Genomic DNA, 18,940 nt, shown 5'->3' with positions numbered 1-18,940 from the left:
GAACCTCGACAGTTGTAGATTCCTTCCTGGCCCTTGCCAAGCAGGCGACGCCAGCCGCCTACTGACTGCCTCTCGGTGGCTCGCGAGCGGTCCACCGAGCGCGATCAATACTCCGGCGCGCACTTGCTCTGACCTGGGCAAACATCCAATGTCGGTGGTCGCTGAGATGATCTAGACATGACTTCGACAGCCAGCGGTTCGGTGTTCTCGGCTTCGGCCGGGGGCACTGTGTTGGCTGCTGTGCGGCAGAACCGGACGGCGGCCCGGGCGGTGGATGTCGAGTGTGCTGAGTTGGTCGTGGCGTGGGTGCGTGAGCACGCCATCGACCCCGGTAACCTCGCTTCCGGGACGCCAGTGTTCGACCCCGAGGTGGACGCCGGGCTTCCTGGGACCGAGCAGCCGATGCGGCTGGCCGGTCCGGGGGCGCCGTTGGTCTCGGATCTGGGGTTCACCCGGTTAGCGGCCGCGCTCGGGCAATCCAACGAAGCAGCGCTCTATTACGTCGGCTCGATTGTGGAGTTGGCGTACCGGTTGCCGGTGTTGTGGGGCCGGGTGCGGGCCGGGCAGATCAGTCTCCACCGCGCCCGGGCGGTGGCCCGGTTGACGAAGAAGCTCCCCGCCGCCGGTGCTGGGTGGGTCGATGCTCAGGTCGCCTGGACCATCGGCACCTGCAGCACCAGTCAGATTGAACGCACCGTGGCCGCTGCGATGGAGTCTTTCGACCCCGCACAGGCAGAAGCCGATCGTGAGGCAGCGTTGGAGGGCGCCGGTTCGATATCCACCTCGACGAGGTCGCCACCTCGGGTGTGGCGGGCTCGGGGGCGATCGTGCAGGTTGATGGCGGGTTGGAGGTTGCTGATGCTCTCGATCTGGACGCAGCGGTTCGTGATCGTGCCCGGGCTCTCGCAACACTCTTGCCCGGCACGAGTGAGGACGTGCGCCGTTCCATCGCTGTGGGTGACCTCGCGAGAGGGCAAGGCACCCTCCCACTGGCAGAGACCGACACCAACACTGACACCGGTGCCGACGCCGAGACCGACACCGGTGCTGGGGCAGGTACTGGCGCTGGGACCAAAACCCTCACCCCCGACGTAGCCGGCACAGACTCAGGTGCAGGCCACGGTGCGATTGGTCGCACGGTGATGCTCTACCTCCACCTGCCCGCCGATGCCCTCAACTCCGGCACTGGTCAGCCAGATGACTCCACGGGCAGTGTGTTCAGCACCGGGACCATCGGGCGCTGTGAGAACACCAAATCCCCAGTCACCACAGAGCAGGTCCGCACCTGGTGCCAAACGGCCGGGCGGGTGATCGTGCGACCAGTGATCGATCTGAACGCCCACTACAGCGCCAGCACCTATGAAGCCAACCCACGACTACGCGAACAGATCACCCTGCGCGATAGTCACTGCCGCTTCCCGTACTGCCAGCGCACCGCCCGCGCAGCTGATCAGGACCACACCATCCCCTACGCCCAGGGTGGGCCCACCAGCACCGCCAACCTGACCGCGCTATGCCGACGTCACCATCGAGCGAAAACCCATGCGGGCTGGTCCTACCTGATGATCACCCCCGGCACCTACCTCTGGACAGACCCCGACCACGTTCAGTACTTGGTCACCACCACCGGCACCCACCTGATCCCCCGACCAGGCCGCGCGAAGGACTCCTCTGAGGGAAAGACAGATCGACCGCCCGGCCAGCGCCCGGGCAGCCCATTCGGCATGCTCGACCCGCACGTGGCCAGAGTGCGCAAACGCGCCATCACCGCCACGAAACGCACCGCCGCAGCAACGCCACCGCCCCGATCCCGCACAAGCTCACACCATCAGGGCGACCCGAGCAGCGCTCCCAGCCCGCCACCAGAAGCAAACCCTGCACCAAACGCCAACCCACCACCCTTCTGACCACCCCGCCCCGACCCCGCCGACACCCACTAGTCGACGGGGCCCTCGGCGCGTCAAGCACGGAATCAGGGCCATAACACGCTCCCAAGCTGCTGTCGGCCCAGACATCACAACCGACGGCCCTGTCACGGCGATGCGCTCGGCCAGGCCGACTTCGCCAGGTTGTCAGATCTGGCAGATCAGGCAGATCAGGCAGGTCGAGGCGGACTTGGCTCCGCGCATTCGACGTCGCCTACTCCGAAGGTGTCGTCGCCGAGACCCATCTCGGCGTCGAGGGCTAGTCATCTCCCGCCACCGCACCACGCCCGTACGCAGAGGCTTAGACACGACAGAGCACCGTCACACTCGACTGAGCGCCGCCCCTCGCCCCGCCTTGACGATGTTCCCCTGCCCCAGCACCCGCGTGCCCTGGTAGACCACGAGCGACTGTCCAGGCGCGATCCCCCGCAGCGGCGACCCCAACTCCGTGAACAGTTCACCCTCGCAAATCAGCACTCGGGCAGCAACGGGATCACCATGCGCCCGTACCTGCACGCTGACGTCCGTCCAGTCCTGAGCCGGCACATCCTCCGCCAACCAGGTGACCTGACCGGCGCTGATCTCAGTGACTGAAAGCAGTTCGCTCGGACCCACCACCACGCGATTGGCCGCCGGGTCCACCTCGAGAACGTACCGCGGCTTGCCGTCGGCGGCTGGACGGTTCAGTCCCAAGCCTCGCCGCTGCCCCACGGTGTAGGCGTAGGCACCGTCATGCTCACCCACCACCTCACCGTCCGCGTCGACCACGTCACCGGGAGCCGCCCCCAGCCTCTCCCGCAAAAATCCCTGGGTGTCGCCGTCGGCGACGAAGCAGATGTCGTAGGAGTCCGGCTTCGCCGAGACGCTCAGCCCCCGCTCGGCTGCCTCTGCTCGCACCTGATCCTTACTCGCCACATCTCCCAGCGGGAACATCGACCGCGCTACGCGGTCCGCACCCATCACGGCGAGCACGTAGGACTGATCCTTGGCCGGGTCCATGGCACGGTGCAACTCCCGCCGCACTCCCCCGCCATCCGGAACGTCCACGATTCGCGCGTAATGACCCGTGGCCACCGCATCGAAGCCCAGCGCCAACCCTCGATCCAGCAACGCATCGAACTTGATGTGCTGGTTGCAACGCACACAGGGGTTCGGTGTACGCCCGGCCGCATACTCGTCCAGGAAGTCCGCCACCACGGTGTCCTCGAACTCCTCCGAGAGGTCCCACACGTAGTACGGGATTCCCAGCACGTCCGCGGCCCGGCGGGCATCCGAGGCATCCTCGATCGAGCAGCAGCCGCGCGAACCGTTGCGGTGCTGCGCCCGTGAGCGGGACAACGCCATGTGCACGCCCACTACGTCATGCCCGGCATCGACAGCTCGTGCCGCTGCTACCGCCGAATCCACCCCACCAGAGAGTGCTGCCAGAACCCGCATCACGAACCTACCTTCACATCTTCTTGCGGCTGCCGCCGCGCCTTCCGAGGCCGGAACGCCGCGCGAGCCTGCTGCACAGCCGCCGGCAGCGCCGCGAGCACCGTCTGCACGTCTTCCTCGCTCGAGGTCCATCCCAGGGTGAGGCGCAGACCGGAACGTGCTGCGCCGTCGTCATCTCCCATCGCGGCCAGTACGTGCGAAGGCTGCTGCACCCCAGCCTGGCACGCCGAACCGGACGAGGCACACACGCCGGCGGCATCCAGGGCGAACAACAACGCATCCGCATCGGCACCTGGAACGCTGAAATGGGCGTTGCCGGGCAACCGTCCGGGCCCCGCCGGCGTTCCACGCAGGTGCACATCCGGGATTTGCCCGAGCACACCGTCGATGACTTGCTCCTGTAGGTGACGCAGCCGCACGGCCTCCGCCTCCCCCGCCGCCACAGCCTCATGCAGCGCCGCAGCGAACGCCCGAATCCCCGGTACTGGCACGGTGCCCGACCGCACCGCACGTTCCTGGCCACCACCGTGCAGCACCGGCGTCACACCCAGCTCCCGGCGCACCAGCAATACGCCGATCCCGATGGGTGCGCCCAACTTGTGCCCGGACGCGGTCAGCGCATCCAGCCCCGAGGCCGCGAAGTCCACCGGCACCTGCCCGACCGCCTGCACAGCATCGCTGTGCACCGGCGCCCCGGCCCGCACCGCAGCCTCGACCACCCTCTCGATCGGTTGAATCGTGCCGACCTCATTGTTCGCCCACATCACCGAGACCACCGCAGTACGTGCCGTGACAGAACGCTCCAGGTCGTCCAGATCGAGTCGTCCGGCCGAATCCACACCCACCTCGATGAGGTCAGCCCCTTCGTGCGCGGCGAGCCACTGCGCTGGTTCCAGCACAGCAGGATGCTCGACGGCGGAGATCACCAGGCCACGCCGCCCACCACCGGCGCGCGCGCGCCAGATCCCCTGGATCGCCAGATTGTCCGCCTCCGTACCACCGGCGGTCACGATCACCTCAGTGGGATGAGCACCAAGGTCCGCCGCGATCGACTCCCGAGCTTCCTCCACCAGGCGACGCGCCGTCCGCCCGGCCGCATGCAGCGACGAGGGGTTCCCCACCTGCTCGAGCGCCTCCGCGAAGGCGGCAGCAGCGACCGGACGAACCGGAGTCGTCGCCGCATGATCGAGGTAGGTGGTCACAACATTGCAGTCTACGAGCCACACAGCCCGCTGCCGCCGTGAGTGCTCCTCAGCGCGCAGTGACGGGCACCACTCGGGTGCGCGCCACGTCTAACCCAGCCGGCTCCGGAGCCATCGCACTCCGACGAGACCCTGGTCCCGCTGGAACGATCGCACGTGCGGGATCCCGGGAGGTGGGGCCTGCACCGACCGCTCCAGGAACATCCCCGTCAGCGCCGCGATGGCCACAGTCACCGCGTCCTGATCTGCTGCCGCCCCGACCGGATGGGCCGTGAACACCTCTTCCGGATCGCCGCCGCCCTCCAGGGCCATACTCGGCATCATCCCCAACAGGTCCAACCACGGCGCACCTCGCGAGGCGTACGGCCAGTCCACAGCGAGCAGCCGGCCACCTGAACGCACCATATTGTCCGCGCGGAGATCGTGATGCACGAGCGCCGTGCCATCCACTGCCTCCGGCCACTGATCCGCGAGCGCCGCCAGATCGTCCAGCCGGGCACCGAGCCACCCACTCTCGTCCAGGGCAAGCACCCGGCGGCGCACCTCCCCGTCCGCGGCGACCGTGTGCCACTCACCGAAGATCAGCTCCCGCACCGGTCCGATCTCCGGGTGGTCGGGCGCCCGGAGCCGTCCGACGGCACCCACCAGTTCGAGTGCCTCGCCGAGTTCCTCCGCCTGCCAGGGGATACGCGGACCGGGCCCATCGGCGGCGTCGAAAGCAAGCACCACCCAGGTGTCCCCACCGCTCTCAACCTCGACCGACCACCGGAACGCTGGCGCCGGCAGCTCCTCGCCCACGTCACGCAGCACCTCGGAGACCGCGGCTTCCTTCCGGTGCAGCTCTGCGCTACGCGCATTCTGGTTCGCGGAGGCGACCTTCACGAAGACCCGACCGGACGCGGTCTCCAGCACCGACGCCATCCCGGGGCTGTACCCGCCCTCCTGACTTGTGGCTGAGCGCACCGCCCCGGTGCGTTCGGTAATCAGGTGCCGGACGCCGTCGGGCAGCTGGGTCCAGGTGAGCCTCCGGCGAACCTCAGGACCCTCAGAGCCCTCGGTGTTCACGGATCGCCTCAGCCGCATCAGTGAGCACCGTGGCCAGATCCCCCACCACGGCAAAGTCAGCCATCTCCACCAGCGGTGCCTCGGCGTCGATGTTGACCGCAACAATGGTTCTCGCGGCGGACATCCCGCCGATGTGGTGCGGGGCGCCGGAAATCCCGGCTCCGATGTACAGGCGCGGCGCCACGGTCACGCCGGTTTGACCCACCTGCGCATCATGCGGAAGCCAGCCTTCGTCCACACAGTCACGCGTGGTCCCCACCGCAGCCCCGAGCGCATCGGCCAGTTCGTGGACCGGGTCGAAGTCACCGAACGTTCCGCGCCCGCCGGCCACGACCACCGCAGCCTCGGCCAGTGCGGGTCGTTCATCTGTGCTGCTCTCGTGCGCCTGCCGGTCCACCAGCTCCAGGCCCGTGGGCGTGCTCGCTCCCACGGTGATCGCCCCGACCTCCGCAGTGATCGGCTCACGTGCCGGCTCAGCCGCCACCGCGTGTGGACGCACGGTCGCCACACCGCGAGCGGTGGTCACCGCACAACTGGTGTCCCAGGTGCCGCCGAAGGCACGCTTCGTCCCGGCCAGGCGCTCCTCGTGCCAGTGCAGGTCACCCACATCCACCAGCAAGCCCGCGGCCAGCCGATGCGCAACGTGGGCAGCGATCTCCTTCGTCGGGAAGGACGAGGTGAGCAGCACCGCCGTGGCGCGGAGCTCCTCGGCGGCGTCCGCCACTCCCTGCCCGACGGCGGCCGGAGCGGTCAGGTCCGCATCGTCGGCAGTCACGTGCAGCACCCGCGAGACGCCGTAGTGCCCGAGGGTCTGCACGGTCTGCTCTCCCACGGGTGCTGGGCTGAGGGCGATGACGTCCCCCAGCCCGCGAGCGAGGGTCAGCACCTCGAGCACACCGGATCGCAGTGGGTCACCATCGAGGTACACGATCACAGGGGAGGTCATCAGATCAGTCCTTCGGAAATGAGGTACTCGGCCAACTTGCGCCCACCGTTGCCGTCGTCGTCGGTGACCAACTCAGGTCCTTCTCGCGGAGGGCGCTGGTTCACGCTGAGTACCTCGGTGCGGGGCACGACCTCGTCGGCTGGAAGGTCGAGGTCGGCCAGCGTGAGCGTCGCGACCTCCTTCGTGCGGGCGGCGAGGATCTCCTTCATCTTCGGCAACCGCGGGCTGTTCGCCACATCCGTCACCGAGATCACCGCAGGCAGCGGGGCACGCCAGGTCTCCGTGGCACCAGCCACATCGCGCGTGATGGTGACCATGTGATCAGGGGGCCCGGTGTAGGTCACCTCGTGGGCCACGGTGAGCTGCGGCAGGCCAAGCTCAGCCGCGAGCAACGAGGGCACCACAGCGCCCAGCCCGTCCAGGGCGGCCATCCCGGTGATCACGGCATCGGCGGCGCCGAGCTGCCGTACGGCGGCGGCCAGCACGCGGGCCGTGGTGGCGTAGTCGGCACCGGTGAGAGCGTCGTCACTGATATGCACGCCGCGGTCGGCGCCCATCTGCAGGGCGCGCCGCACGGCGTCCACGGCCGTGGCCGGCCCGAGCGTCACCGCAACCACCTCAGCATCGCTCGACTCCGGCGACATCTCCCGCAGCGCCAAAGCCGCCTCGACGGCGTTCTCGTCCACCTCGTTCAGTGTTCCGTCCTCGGTGGTCCGCACCGTCCGGCCCTCCGGGGAGAAGCCACGCGCGGACTCGAGCTCGGGCACATGCTTCACGCACACTACGATTCGCATACGCCCAGCCTGCCACTGCTTGCGGGGCTGACGGCACCATCCCCCGATCGTGGACCACAATGTGACCCCTCCCTCAGCAGTCCTGACTTCCACCACGGCGCCAGCCGAGGTGAGCGACGCCGTCAGGCTGGACCCCGAACCGGACGCCTTCGGCGTGCGGCCTGCCGGTGACGGTGTGGACGTGCTGGTGCACGCCCCGCACGCGGACGCCGTCGAGTTGTGCCTGTTCGATGGACTCGAGGGAGACGGCCAGCCGGAACTGAACGAGCGCCGCGTCCGGCTGCACCGCAGCCGGCTCGGGCGATGGGCCGGACACGTCCCCGGCGTTCGCCCCGGTCAGGCCTATGGCCTGCGGGTGCACGGACCGTGGGAGCCGGGCCGCGGCCTGCTGCACAACGCGAACAAGGTGCTGCTCGATCCCTACGCACGCGCCACCACTCGGGCCCTCGAGTTGGCGCCGGAGGTGTTCGCGCATCCGGTGGACTCCTCGCTGCGCCCGATCGAGGGCCTCGATCGCCCGGACCACCGGGACAGCGCCCGGCACGTCCCGCTGGCAGTGGTCACCGACGATCTCTCCGCCGGTGTCAAGGTCGAGCACCCCAGAACCCCCTGGTCTCGCACGGTCGTCTACGAGGCGCACCTGCGGGGTCTGACCATGCAGTTGCCCGGCGTGCCTGAACACCTGCGCGGCACCTACGCGGGCCTGGCGCACCCGGCCACTGTGGCGCACCTGCTGGGCCTGGGCGTGACCGCCGTCGAACTCCTCCCGATCCACGCCAAGGCGGATGAGCCGGCGCTCACGCGGCGCGGGGCCACCAACTACTGGGGGTACAACACTCTCTCGTACTTCGCACCGGAGCCGTCCTACGCCACCGAGGCGGCGCGTGCCGAAGGGCCGCACGCCGTCCTCGCCGAGGTCAAGGGCATGGTCCAGCTCCTGCACGAGGCCGGCCTCGAGGTCATCCTCGATGTGGTCTACAACCACACCTGCGAAGGCGGTACGGACGGGCCGATGCTCTCCTGGCGCGGCCTGGACAACGCCGGGTATTACCTCCACGACGGGCCGACCCACGCTCGCTACCTGGACGTGACCGGCTGCGGGAACTCCCTCGACTTCCGCAGCCGGGCCGTGGTGCGGATGGCACTGGACTCGTTGCGGTACTGGAGCCAGACCATCGGCGTGGACGGGTTCCGGTTCGATCTCGCCGTCACCCTCGGGCGTGATGGCCGCCACTTCGACCCCGACCATCCGTTCCTCGTGGCGCTGGCCTGCGATCCGGACCTGGCCGGGCTCAAGCTGATCGCCGAACCGTGGGACATCGGACCGCACGGTTGGCGCACCGGACAGTTCCCCTCGCCGCTGGCAGAGTGGAACGACAAGTTCCGTGACACGGTGCGCACGTTCTGGATCGCCGACGCTGCTGCCGCCGTGCACGGCGGGACCGGTCACGACCTGCGCGACCTCGCCACGCGGCTGTCCGGCTCAGCCGACCTGTTCGCCCACCTGCCTGCCCCTGACGGGCGCGGCCCTGGAGCGTCGATCAACTACGTGACCGCCCACGACGGGTTCACCCTGGCCGATCTGGTGAGCTACGACGTCAAGCACAATGAGGCGAACGGCGAGGGCAACCACGACGGCAGCGATCACAACCTCTCCTGGAACCACGGCGTCGAAGGGAGTACGGACGACCCCGAGGTGCTGGCCCACCGGCGCCGCACGATGCGCAACATTCTGGGCACCCTGGTGCTGGCGTCCGGGACTCCGATGCTGACCGCGGGCGATGAGTTCGGCCGCACCCAGCACGGCAACAACAACGCCTATTGCCGCAACGATGCCGGCGTCTGGGTGGACTGGGAGCTCGAGCCCTGGCAGGACGAACTGCTCGCCACCACCTCCCACCTGCTCGCGCTGCGCCGCGAGCACGCAGCACTGCGACCCGGCCGATTCCACACCCCCGACCCCCGCGACCCACACCCGGTGCTCGCCTGGTACGACGAGCACGGAGCCACTATGACGGCGCAACGGTGGCACGATCCGCACCGCCGGGTGCTGCAGATGTACCGGTCCGGGCACGATCCACAATCCGGGTCATGGGGGCCGGATGCGCTGCTGGTGATCAATGGCGCAGCGAACCCGGTGCGAGTGACCCTGACCAGTGCCGCAGCCGAGCAGTTCACCCTGGTGTGGGACTCGGCGCAGGAACAGCCAGGCGATCCTCGTGGGGAGAGCGCCACTGACGCCGGCCGCACGGTGGAGGTTCCTGAGCTCAGCATGCGGCTGTATCTGAGTACCTGATCTCCTGGACACCTGAGCGGCGAGAGGGACGCCCGATAGGCTGCCTGCATGACTGACACTGACGTCATCGTCGTCGGCGCCGGCCTCGCCGGGCTCGTGGCCGCCACCGAACTGACCCGACGTGGGCAACGGGTGCTCGTCCTGGACGCTGAGCCGGCCGCCTCGCTCGGCGGGCAGGCGCACTGGAGCTTCGGTGGCCTGTTCCTGGTGAACTCGGCTGAACAGCGCCGTCTCGGTGTCCGAGACAGCGCCGAACTCGCCTTCAGCGATTGGCTCGGCGCAGCGAACTTCACTGCCGGTGCCGACCGAGGGGAAGGGCCCGATGCGCAGGGATACGCCTGGGCGCAGCGATTCGTGGAGTTCGCGGCCGGTCCCATGCGCCCGTGGCTGCACAGCCTGGGCGTTCGCTGGTTCCCGTTGGTGCAGTGGGCCGAACGTGGCGGCTATCCCGCCGGCGGGCACGGCAACACCGTGCCGCGCTTCCACGTCACCTGGGGCACCGGACCAGGCGTGCTTGCCCCGTTCCTCGCCGCAGCGCAAGAGGCACGCGAGGAAGGGCTGCTGGATATCCGGTTCCGGCACCGGGTCACCTCACTGGTCACCACCGACGGCGCCGTGACCGGGGTGCGGTCCGACCAATTGGCAGCCTCAGCCGCGGGACGCGGGGAGCCGTCCAGCCGCGAGGTGGTCGGCACCGCCGAGTTCTCTGCCGGCGCCGTGGTGCTGGCCACTGGTGGCATCGGTGCCGATCACAACGCCGTCCGGGAGGCGTGGCCCGCCGAGGCCGGGACCTTGCCGGACCAGATGCTCTCCGGCGTGCCGGACGGCACCGACGGGAGCGGGCTGGCGTTGGCCGAGTCGGCGGGTGCGGCATGCGTACACGCCGGCCGGATGTGGCACTACCCCGAGGGCATCGAGATGCACACCCCGATCTGGAGCCGCCACGGCATCCGGATCCTGCCCGGCCCGAGTTCGCTGTGGCTGGACGCCGACGGCGAACGCCTCCCCCCGCCGCTGTTCCCCGGCTTCGACGCCCTCGGTGCGCTCCGTCACCTGACGGTGCATCACCACCAGCACTCGTGGTTCGTCCTGAACAAGGCGATCATGGAGACCGAATTCGCGCTCTCCGGCTCCGACCAGAACCCCGATCTGACCGGGAAGAACCTGCGCCTGCTCGCCCAGCGGGTGCTCCCCGGCGCAGTAGGTCCCGTGGCACGGTTCGCCGAACACTCCCCGGACTTCATCTGGGCGCAGACCCCGGCAGAGCTGGCCAATGGGATGAACGCACTGGTGGGAAGCGAGCAGATCGACGGCGACGCGCTCGCCCGGCTGATCGCAGCGCGCGACTCCGAGATCGTGACGGGGCTGGGCAAGGACCCCCAGGTGACGGCGATCCACCATGCCCGGCGCTACGTCGTCGACAAGCGGATGCGGGTAGCGACCCCGCGGCCGCTGACACATCCAAAAGACGGGCCGTTGCTCGCCGTCCGGCTGCGGGTACTCACCCGCAAGACGCTCGGCGGGGTGCATACGGACACTCAGGCGAGAGTCCTGCGTGGTGACGGCAGCGTGCTGCCGGGACTGTACGCCGTCGGGGAGGCTGCCGGTTTCGGCGGTGGGGGCGTGCACGGGCACCGTGCACTCGAAGGCACGTTCCTGAGTGGATGCATGTTCAGCGGGAAGGTGGCCGGGGAAGCGATCTGAGGCGCGGACCCGACGTCGCCGGGATCTGCTCATAGGATGGCCCGGTGAGTTCTGACGTCTCCCCCGCCGAATCGCCCGTGTCCACCGATGCCGAAGAGTTGAGCACGGAGGCAACCGTCGACCGCTCGCTCGCTACGGCCGTGGCGCGTAGCGCCGAGATCGAGGCCCAGCTGGCCACCGACCCGAGCGGGTTCCGGGTACTCACCGGGGACCGGCCCACCGGGCGGCTGCACTTGGGCCACTACCTGGGCACATTGCTGAACAGGGTGCGGCTGCAGAATCTCGGCGTGGAGACGATGCTCCTGGTGGCCGACTATCAGGTGATCACCGATCGTGACGACGCCGGCCCGATCGCCGAGCGGGTGCGCGACCTGGTCACCGACTATTTGGCCATCGGCATCGACCCGGCCAAGACCACGATCTTCGCGCATTCGGCCGTACCCGCGCTGAACCAGCTGATGCTGCCGTTCCTCTCCCTGGTGACGGACTCGGAGTTGCGTCGCAACCCGACGGTGAAGGCCGAGTTCGAGGCCAGCGGCGGGCGCCCGATGAGCGGGCTGCTGCTGACGTACCCGGTGCACCAGGCGGCGGACATCCTGTTCTGCAAGGGGAACCTGGTGCCAGTGGGCAAGGACCAGTTGCCACACCTGGAACTGACCCGGGTGATCGCCCGGCGGTTCAACGAGCGGTATGCCGGTGGGGCCTCAGTGTTCGGATCACCCGATGCGCTGCTCACTCAAGCCACGAACGTGCTCGGCGTGGACGGGCAGAAGATGTCGAAGTCGCGGCGCAACACGATCGAGCTCGCGATGACCGAGGACGAAACCGCCAAGCAGTTCAAACGAGCAGTCACTGACTCGGACCGCACTATCACCTACGATCCCGATGGGCGCCCGGAAGTGTCGAACCTGTTGCTCATCGCCGGCGAGATGACCGGGCGGGACCCGGTGGAACTCGCCGCTGAGATCGGCGACGGCGGGGGCGGCGGCCTGAAGAAGCTGGTGACCGAAGCCGTGAACGAGCACCTGCGGCCAGTACGGGAACGCCGCCGCGAACTTGAGGCCGACCCGAGCGCCGTGGACGAAGTACTGCGCCGCGGCAACGAACGTGCCAATGAGATCGCCGGCGCCACCCTCGATGAGGTGCGCCAAGCCATGCAGATGGTCTACTGACGCGATACCCCGCACCCACGCATCTGTCCGCCATCGACGCTGGTCGTCTCCCGCTCCGACCTGTGGCCGGCTCGTTCGTCCCACCTGACCCCCGCTCGTTCACCCCCGCTTGATCGCCCGGGGCGGACTTGTGGCCTGACCGAACTCTGCCCGGGGCGGACTTGTCGTCAGGTAGTTCGTGTTGGGCGGACTTCTGGTCGCTCTCGCGCTCAGAAGCGACCAGAAGTCCGCCATCGACGCTGGTCGTCTCCTGTGTATTCACGCCGTTATCCACAGGTTCAGGTAGTCAGGCTGAGGCTGACAGGGTGAATGCGGTCCGATGAGTCCATGAAGTCACAGGTGCCGCTCTCTCTCCGTGTTCTCGCAGACCGCCAGGCCGGTCTCCTCACGGTCGCAATGCCTCGCCGAGGGGATGACCCGCCGACAAGTGCGAACGCTGCTCGCACGTCGCACCTGGCTGCGACGATCGCGGGGTGTCATTGACGCTCGACGGCCCGTTCACGGCGACCCGTTAGAGCACGCGCGCGCTCAAGTCGGTTGGTTCGCAGCAATAGCATCAGGGCCGGACGCGATCGTTGTCGGATGCAGCGCACTGGCCCTCCACGGCATTGCAGGTCTACCTCGGACCATCGGGGCCGAGGTGGTCCTTCCAGAGGGACGAGACACCCAAGGTGTCGATGGCATCCGGGTTCGGCGATACCGTAAGACATTCGGGGTGATCTGGATCGAGAATCACGCTGTAGCGGCCGTCCCGGATGCACTCGCACAGGCGTTGGTGGGCCTCAACAGGGAGAATGCGGTCGCCGTGCTGGACTCGGCGCTCTTCCTGAAGAAGATCTCACCGGAAGACTTCGCTCGCCTGCCCGAGCTGCTCCGCAAACGCCCGGGGTGTCGCCGCGTCCGGCCCTGGATCGACCTCGTCGATGGTCGAGCAGAATCTCCTCTGGAGACATGGGCACGTCTGAGTTGCATGGACGCAGGCATTCCAGTGACCGATCTCCAGGTCGAGCTCTACGACGAGGACGGAATCATGATCGCGCGTGGCGATCTCGGGTGGCAGCGTTCCGACGGCACCTGGGTGATCGCAGAGATCGATGGCCGCGGTGTCCATTCCCAACCGGCTGCGCTGTACCAAGATCGGTCGCGTCAGAACAGGGTTCTGCTCGGAGGGCACACGATGCTGCGGTTCACCAACGAGGATTTGCGATCCGGCACCTTGGTGAACACCGTCGCCGCCGCTGTGCTCGGTCCAACGTTCCGAGACCTGGGAGTACGTGAGACGGCGCGCCTCGGCGCGTGAATCCACGCCGACACCTAAAGCGCACCGAACCTGGGCGGGGTTCTGGTCGAATTTGCCTCCGAAAGCGACCAAAACCCTGCCCAGATCATCCGATCCGTACCAGATCCCGCCCGGGGCAGAGAACTGTCAGGCCAAATCTCCGCCCCGGGCGGCCAGAGAGAGGGGTGAGACGGACCCGGCACCCAAGGAGCGCGGAGCCGATTAGTTGACGATGTATCTCAGGAAGCGGCGGCCACCAGCCCGAGCTCCGTCGGCCCGGCGAGCCCAGGATGGCGCGGCACGATCCGCACCGCGTAGCCGAAGGGGCCGGCCTGGGCGAGCGTGAACGAACGAGCGAACTGGTGGCGCCCACCCTCGTAGGTGTCGGTCAGGGCCAGCTCGGCAGTGCCGAACTCGTCCAGCTCATCGTCCTCACCGACCCGGCCGTAGTTCACCTGCACCTCGACGTCCTCCGGTTGCAGCGAACCGAGAGCCACGAATGCCTTGATGGTCACGTGGTCGCCCACCTTGACCACGTCGTGGACGTCCTCAGACTCCACATGCTCCACCCGCACGCCCGGCCACGCCTGATGCACCTGTGCCTTCCAGTCCGCGAGCGCCACGGCCGCGGATCGGTCCGCACCATCGCCGCCATCGCCACCGCCCAGTGCCCGGGAGAACTCGGCAGTGGGGGTGTACAACTCGGTGATGTAGTCGCGCACCATCCGGGTGGCCTGAACCTTGGGCCCGAGTGTGGCGAGAGTGTGCCGCACGTTCTCCAGCCAGTGCACCGGCAACCCGTCGGTGCGGTCGTAGAACCGCGGTGCCACGGTGTTCTCCAGCAGGTCGTACAAGGCGGCGGACTCGAGGTCGTCGCGGCGGTCCGGGTCATCCACACCGTCGGCGGTGGGAATGGCCCAGCCGTTCTCGCCGTCGTACATCTCGTCCCACCACCCGTCCAGGATGGACAGGTTGAGGGAGCCGTTCAGTGCGGCCTTCATCCCGGACGTTCCGCACGCCTCCAACGGCCGCAGCGGGTTGTTCAACCACACGTCACAGCCCGGGTAGAGGGTCTGCGCCATCTCGATGTCGTAGTTCGGCAGGAAGACGATGCGCTCGCGCACGTCCTCGCTGTCGGCGAATTGCACGAGCTTCTGGATGAGGCGGATCCCCTGCTCGTCGGCGGGGTGGGACTTTCCGGCCACCACGATTTGCACCGGCCGCTCAGGATCAGTCAACAGCGCGCGGAGCCGTCCGGTGTCTCGCAGCATCAGGGTGAGTCGCTTATAGGTGGGTACCCGGCGGGCGAACCCGATGGTGAGCACGTCCGGATCGAGCACACCGTCCACCCAGCCGAGTTCCGCGGGTGAGGCGCCGCGCTTCAGCCACGACTTGCGCACCCGTGCCCTTGCGTCCTCCACCAGTCGCTGGCGCATCCGGCGCCGCAGCTCCCAGAGGGTGGCGTTATCGATCCCGCCTTCGGCCCGGTACCAGCCCGCACCCGTGGCGAGCTCGTCCTCGGCGAAGTACTCGGCCTGCGCCTGCGCGAACGCCGGATCGGTCCAGGTGTCGCCGTGTACGCCATTGGTGATCGACGTGATCGGTACCTCGCTGGTGTCGAATCCCGGCCACAGGTGGGCGAACATCCCGCGGGAGACCCGCCCGTGCAACTTCGCGACCCCATTGGCCTTCTTGGCCTGGCGCAGCCCCATCACGGCCATGTTGAAGACGGCAGGGTCGCCGCCGTCGTACGATTCGCGACCCAGGGCGAGCACGTCCTCCACACTGATTCCGGGAAGTTCGTTCCCGCCGCCGAAGTGCTCGGCGATCAGTTCGGCACCGAACCGGTCAATTCCCGCGGGCACCGGCGTGTGTGTGGTGAACACCGTGGCGGCTCGCACGGCCTCGGCAGCGGCCGCGAACGACAGCCCGGCGGTGGAGATCAGCTCCCGGATCCGTTCGATCCCGTGGAATCCGGCATGCCCCTCGTTGCAGTGGTAGATCTCCGGCGCCGGCGCGCCAGTGAGCCGGGAGTGCACCCGGAGTGCCTTGACTCCGCCCATACCCAGCAGCAGTTCCTGGTGCAACCGGTGCTCGCTGGTGCCGCCGTAGAGGCGGTCGGTGACCCGGCGTGCGATGTCGTCGTTCTCGGGCACATTCGAGTCGAGCAAAAGCAATGGCACTCGCCCGACGTCGGCCCGCCAGATCTGTGCATGCAGCACCCGGCCGCCAGGCAGGGGGAGGCTGATTCGCGACGGCGTCTGGTCACCTTCACGCAGCAGCGTCAGTGGGAGATTGTCCGGGTCGAGCAGCGGGTAGGTCTCGTGTTGCCACCCGTCCCGGGTGAGGGACTGGCGGAAGTACCCGGCGCCGTAGAGCAGCCCGATGCCGACGATCGGGGCGCCGAGATCGGAGGCGCTCTTCAGGTGGTCGCCTGCCAAGATTCCCAGGCCACCAGAGTATTGGGGCAGGGCCGCGGCGATCCCGAATTCAGCGGAGAAGTAGGCGATCGACGCGGGGAGGGCGGGCTCGCCCGCGGCAGCTCGTCGCTGCGCCTCGCTCTGGTACCACCGGTCTTCGGTGCGGTACCGGGTCAAATCATCGGCGAGGCGGTTCAGCCGAGCCACGAAGTCGGCGTCCGCTGCCAGTTCGGCCAATCGATCGGAGGAGAGTCCGCCGAGGAACCGGACCGGGTCACCATGGACCTCGTCCCACCGCCCGGGGTCGATCGAGGCGAAGAGTTCGCGGGTCGGTGCATGCCAGGACCAGCGCAGGTTCGAGGCGAGGTCGTCCAGCGCCACGAGCGAGTCGGGCAGCACGGTACGGACGGTGAATCGTCGGATAGCTCTCACGCGAGGCAGCATAGGCCACCCGACCGGGTTTCTGTATTTTGCTGAATGCGTTGCAACCGCTCGGGGCACAGCCGGGAAACCCGTGGTGAATCGGGTGGCGATCCCAGATGTGTGCTGCCTCCCATCTGGGTAGGTTCGAGTATGTGAGCACTCCAGTCCCCACACCGTCCATCCCCATCGGCCGGATCCCCGTGATCGAAGTCGGCCCCACCATCGAGAACGGCCGCTGGCCCACGAAGGCGGTGGTCGGCGAAGGCGTCCCCGTCCGAGCCACTGTGTTCCGCGAGGGTCACGATGCCGTGGCCGCCACAGCGGTGCTTGTCGGACCGGACGGCCGAGACCATTCCTCGGCCCCGATGCAGGACGTCTCCCCTGGCAATGACCGATACGAGGCGTGGCTGGTACCCGACGCTGAGGGCACGTGGGGCTTCCGGGTGGAGGGCTGGTCGGACCCGTACGGCACGTGGGCCCACGATGCCAGCGTGAAGGTCCACGCCGACGTCGACAGTGAACTGATGCTCGCCGAGGGTGCGCTGGTCCTCGAACGTGCGCTGACCGAGGTGGACCTGTCGGCAGTTCCCGACGGCGTCCGCACCCTTCGCGAGGCGATCCTCACGTTGCGAGACGTGTCCCGGCCACCTTTGGCGCGCTTGGCGGCCGGCACTTCCCCGGAGGTGCGGGCGGTGCTGGCCGCGGCCCCGCTGCGGGAGTACGTCTCCCCCTCGGCCACGTACCCGCTGGTGGTGCACCGCGAGCGGGCACTGTACGGCTCCTGGTACGAGCTGTTCCCGCGGTCCGAAGGTGCGTATCAGGATCCCAGCACCGGTGAGTGGGTCTCCGGGACCTTGCGCACGGCCGCGCAGCGGCTCCCGGCGATCGCGAAGATGGGATTCGACATCGTCTATCTCACTCCGATCCATCCGATCGGGAGCACGAACCGCAAGGGTCGGAACAACACGCTCGAGGCGCTCCCGGGCGATCCGGGCTCCCCGTACGGCATCGGTGCAGCCGAGGGGGGGCATGATGCGATCCACCCGGACTTGGGTGACTTCGGCGACTTCGACGCGTTCGTGGCCCGGGCTCGTGAGCTGGGACTCGAGGTGGCCCTCGATGTCGCTCTGCAGGCCTCTCCGGACCACCCGTGGGTGCGCGAGCACCCGGAGTGGTTCACCACACGAGCGGATGGGTCGATCGCGTATGCGGAGAACCCGCCGAAGAAGTACCAGGACATCTACCCGCTGAACTTCGACAACGACCCGGAAGGCATCTACGTCGCCATCCGGGACATGCTCCAGGTGTGGATCAACCATGGAGTCACCGCGTTCCGGGTGGACAACCCGCACACCAAGCCGCTGCCATTCTGGGAGCGGCTACTCGCCGAGATCGCGGCAGCGCACCCCGAGGTGATCTTCCTCTCGGAGGCCTTCACCCGGCCGGCGATGATGCGCACGCTGGCCACAGTGGGATTTCATCAGTCGTACACGTACTTCACGTGGCGGCACTCGAAGGAGGAACTCACCGAGTACTTCACGGAGGTGAGCGGGGATGCGGCAGCGGTGATGCGTCCCAGTTTCTGGCCGACCACCCACGACATTCTGACTCCGTACATGCAGACCGGTGGCGCATCGGCGTTCGCGATCCGCGCGGTCCTGGCTGCCACCGGCTCACCGACCTGGGGCATCTACGCCGGATACGAACTCGCCGAGCATGTGGCGCGACCGGGTGCGCAGGAGCAGATCGACAACGAGAAATACGAGTACAAGCCGCGCGACTGGGATGCCGCCGCCCGCCAGCACGGTCTCACGGACCTGTTGAGCCTGCTGAACACCGTGCGTCGCGAGCATCCCGCCCTGCAACGGCTGCGCAATCTCACCGTTCATTCCACCACTGACGATGCGATCTTCTGCTTCTCGCGCCACCTCCCGGCGCCGCTCTCCCCGACCGGGCGAGCGGACACGATCATCGTGGTGGTCACATTGGACCCGTTCACCACCCGTGAGTCCTTGATTCATCTGGACCTCCCCGCCCTGGGGCTCGAAGGGACCGCCGAGTTCACCGCGCACGACCAGCTCAGCGGGGAGACCTACAGGTGGTCCGATACACCGTTCGTGCGACTCGACCCGTTCGGTCGATGTGCGCACGTGATCCACGTCCGGAGCCACGGATGAGCGTGAGGAGCCCCCGCGCAGGTGGTACGAGGAACGAGTGCCACCGCAGCGAGGCACCACAACGCTCAGACCAGCACGCACCGATGAGCGTGAGGAGCCC

13 protein-coding genes are annotated in these 18,940 nt (G+C 68.0%); 7 read left to right on the top strand and 6 right to left on the bottom strand.

The features are described 5' to 3' along the window. Positions 1–177 precede the first annotated feature (177 nt). Positions 178–1,095 carry a hypothetical protein gene (locus LQF10_RS06215; protein ID WP_231066613.1) on the top strand — a complete coding sequence of 306 codons (918 nt, stop codon included), beginning with the start codon at positions 178–180 and terminating at the stop codon, positions 1,093–1,095. A 47-nt stretch (positions 1,096–1,142) separates the two neighbouring features. Continuing rightward, entirely contained in the window at positions 1,143–1,907 is a 765-nt protein-coding gene (locus tag LQF10_RS06210) for an HNH endonuclease (protein ID WP_231067264.1), read from the top strand. A gap of 339 nt (positions 1,908–2,246) precedes the next feature. Here LQF10_RS06210 and mnmA read toward each other — a convergent pair whose 3' ends face one another. The 5 genes from mnmA to LQF10_RS06185 all read right to left on the bottom strand — a co-directional run bounded on the left by mnmA (position 2,247) and on the right by LQF10_RS06185 (position 7,351). Further along, positions 2,247–3,362, bottom strand: a complete 1,116-nt coding sequence (gene mnmA, locus LQF10_RS06205; protein WP_231067263.1) for a tRNA 2-thiouridine(34) synthase MnmA — start codon at positions 3,360–3,362, stop codon at positions 2,247–2,249. Continuing rightward, positions 3,362–4,564 (bottom strand): cysteine desulfurase family protein, encoded by a 1,203-nt coding sequence (locus LQF10_RS06200; protein ID WP_231066612.1) that lies wholly within the window; start codon positions 4,562–4,564, stop codon positions 3,362–3,364. The genes mnmA and LQF10_RS06200 overlap by 1 nt, the downstream gene beginning before the upstream one ends. A gap of 90 nt (positions 4,565–4,654) precedes the next feature. Next, positions 4,655–5,629 carry a phosphotransferase family protein gene (locus LQF10_RS06195; RefSeq protein WP_231066611.1) on the bottom strand — a complete coding sequence of 325 codons (975 nt, stop codon included), beginning with the start codon at positions 5,627–5,629 and terminating at the stop codon, positions 4,655–4,657. Continuing rightward, complete coding sequence (locus tag LQF10_RS06190) at positions 5,610–6,575, bottom strand: electron transfer flavoprotein subunit alpha/FixB family protein (RefSeq protein WP_231066610.1); 966 nt, start codon at positions 6,573–6,575, stop codon at positions 5,610–5,612. Before LQF10_RS06190 ends, LQF10_RS06195 begins: the two co-directional genes overlap by 20 nt. Next, positions 6,575–7,351, bottom strand: a complete 777-nt coding sequence (locus LQF10_RS06185) for an electron transfer flavoprotein subunit beta/FixA family protein (RefSeq protein WP_354002633.1) — start codon at positions 7,349–7,351, stop codon at positions 6,575–6,577. Before LQF10_RS06185 ends, LQF10_RS06190 begins: the two co-directional genes overlap by 1 nt. Positions 7,352–7,430: 79 nt before the next feature. Here LQF10_RS06185 and glgX point away from each other — a divergent pair, with 79 nt between their 5' ends. The 4 genes from glgX to LQF10_RS06165 all read left to right on the top strand — a co-directional run bounded on the left by glgX (position 7,431) and on the right by LQF10_RS06165 (position 13,841). Beyond that, on the top strand, positions 7,431–9,665 hold the full coding sequence (gene glgX / locus LQF10_RS06180; protein WP_231066608.1) for a glycogen debranching protein GlgX: 2,235 nt from the start codon (positions 7,431–7,433) through the stop codon (positions 9,663–9,665). Positions 9,666–9,713: 48 nt separating this feature from the next. After that, a complete protein-coding gene (locus LQF10_RS06175) occupies positions 9,714–11,369 on the top strand; it encodes an FAD-binding dehydrogenase (protein WP_231066607.1) in 1,656 nt (551 codons plus the stop codon). A gap of 44 nt (positions 11,370–11,413) precedes the next feature. Continuing rightward, complete coding sequence (gene trpS, locus LQF10_RS06170) at positions 11,414–12,541, top strand: tryptophan--tRNA ligase (RefSeq protein ID WP_435531434.1); 1,128 nt, start codon at positions 11,414–11,416, stop codon at positions 12,539–12,541. Between the two features lie 715 nt (positions 12,542–13,256). Continuing rightward, positions 13,257–13,841, top strand: a complete 585-nt coding sequence (locus LQF10_RS06165; protein ID WP_231066606.1) for an endonuclease domain-containing protein — start codon at positions 13,257–13,259, stop codon at positions 13,839–13,841. A gap of 218 nt (positions 13,842–14,059) precedes the next feature. Here the strand turns inward: LQF10_RS06165 and glgP are convergent, their stop codons facing one another. After that, positions 14,060–16,672 carry an alpha-glucan family phosphorylase gene (gene glgP, locus LQF10_RS06160; RefSeq protein ID WP_231066605.1) on the bottom strand — a complete coding sequence of 871 codons (2,613 nt, stop codon included), beginning with the start codon at positions 16,670–16,672 and terminating at the stop codon, positions 14,060–14,062. Positions 16,673–16,779: 107 nt separating this feature from the next. Between glgP and LQF10_RS06155 the strand changes: the two genes are divergently transcribed. Then, complete coding sequence (locus LQF10_RS06155) at positions 16,780–18,840, top strand: alpha-1,4-glucan--maltose-1-phosphate maltosyltransferase (protein ID WP_435531433.1); 2,061 nt, start codon at positions 16,780–16,782, stop codon at positions 18,838–18,840. The last annotated feature ends 100 nt before the right edge of the window (positions 18,841–18,940 follow it).

The organism is Ruania halotolerans (assembly GCF_021049285.1).
Lineage (GTDB): Bacteria > Actinomycetota > Actinomycetes > Actinomycetales > Beutenbergiaceae > Ruania > Ruania halotolerans.
The sequence above is the reverse complement of the archived record's forward strand: the minus strand, read 5'-3'. Positions and strand labels throughout refer to the sequence as shown.

What these genes read in the sequence shown, in the direction of transcription:
- LQF10_RS06215 (WP_231066613.1), top strand. Translation starts at nt 178, where the DNA reads ATGACTTCGACAGCCAGCGGTTCGGTGTTCTCGGCTTCGGCCGGGGGC.
- LQF10_RS06210 (WP_231067264.1), top strand. Translation starts at nt 1,143, where the DNA reads ATGCTCTACCTCCACCTGCCCGCCGATGCCCTCAACTCCGGCACTGGT.
- mnmA (WP_231067263.1), bottom strand. Translation starts at nt 3,362, where the DNA reads ATGCGGGTTCTGGCAGCACTCTCTGGTGGGGTGGATTCGGCGGTAGCA.
- LQF10_RS06190 (WP_231066610.1), bottom strand. Translation starts at nt 6,575, where the DNA reads ATGACCTCCCCTGTGATCGTGTACCTCGATGGTGACCCACTGCGATCC.
- LQF10_RS06175 (WP_231066607.1), top strand. Translation starts at nt 9,714, where the DNA reads ATGACTGACACTGACGTCATCGTCGTCGGCGCCGGCCTCGCCGGGCTC.
- LQF10_RS06155 (WP_435531433.1), top strand. Translation starts at nt 16,780, where the DNA reads ATGTGTGCTGCCTCCCATCTGGGTAGGTTCGAGTATGTGAGCACTCCA.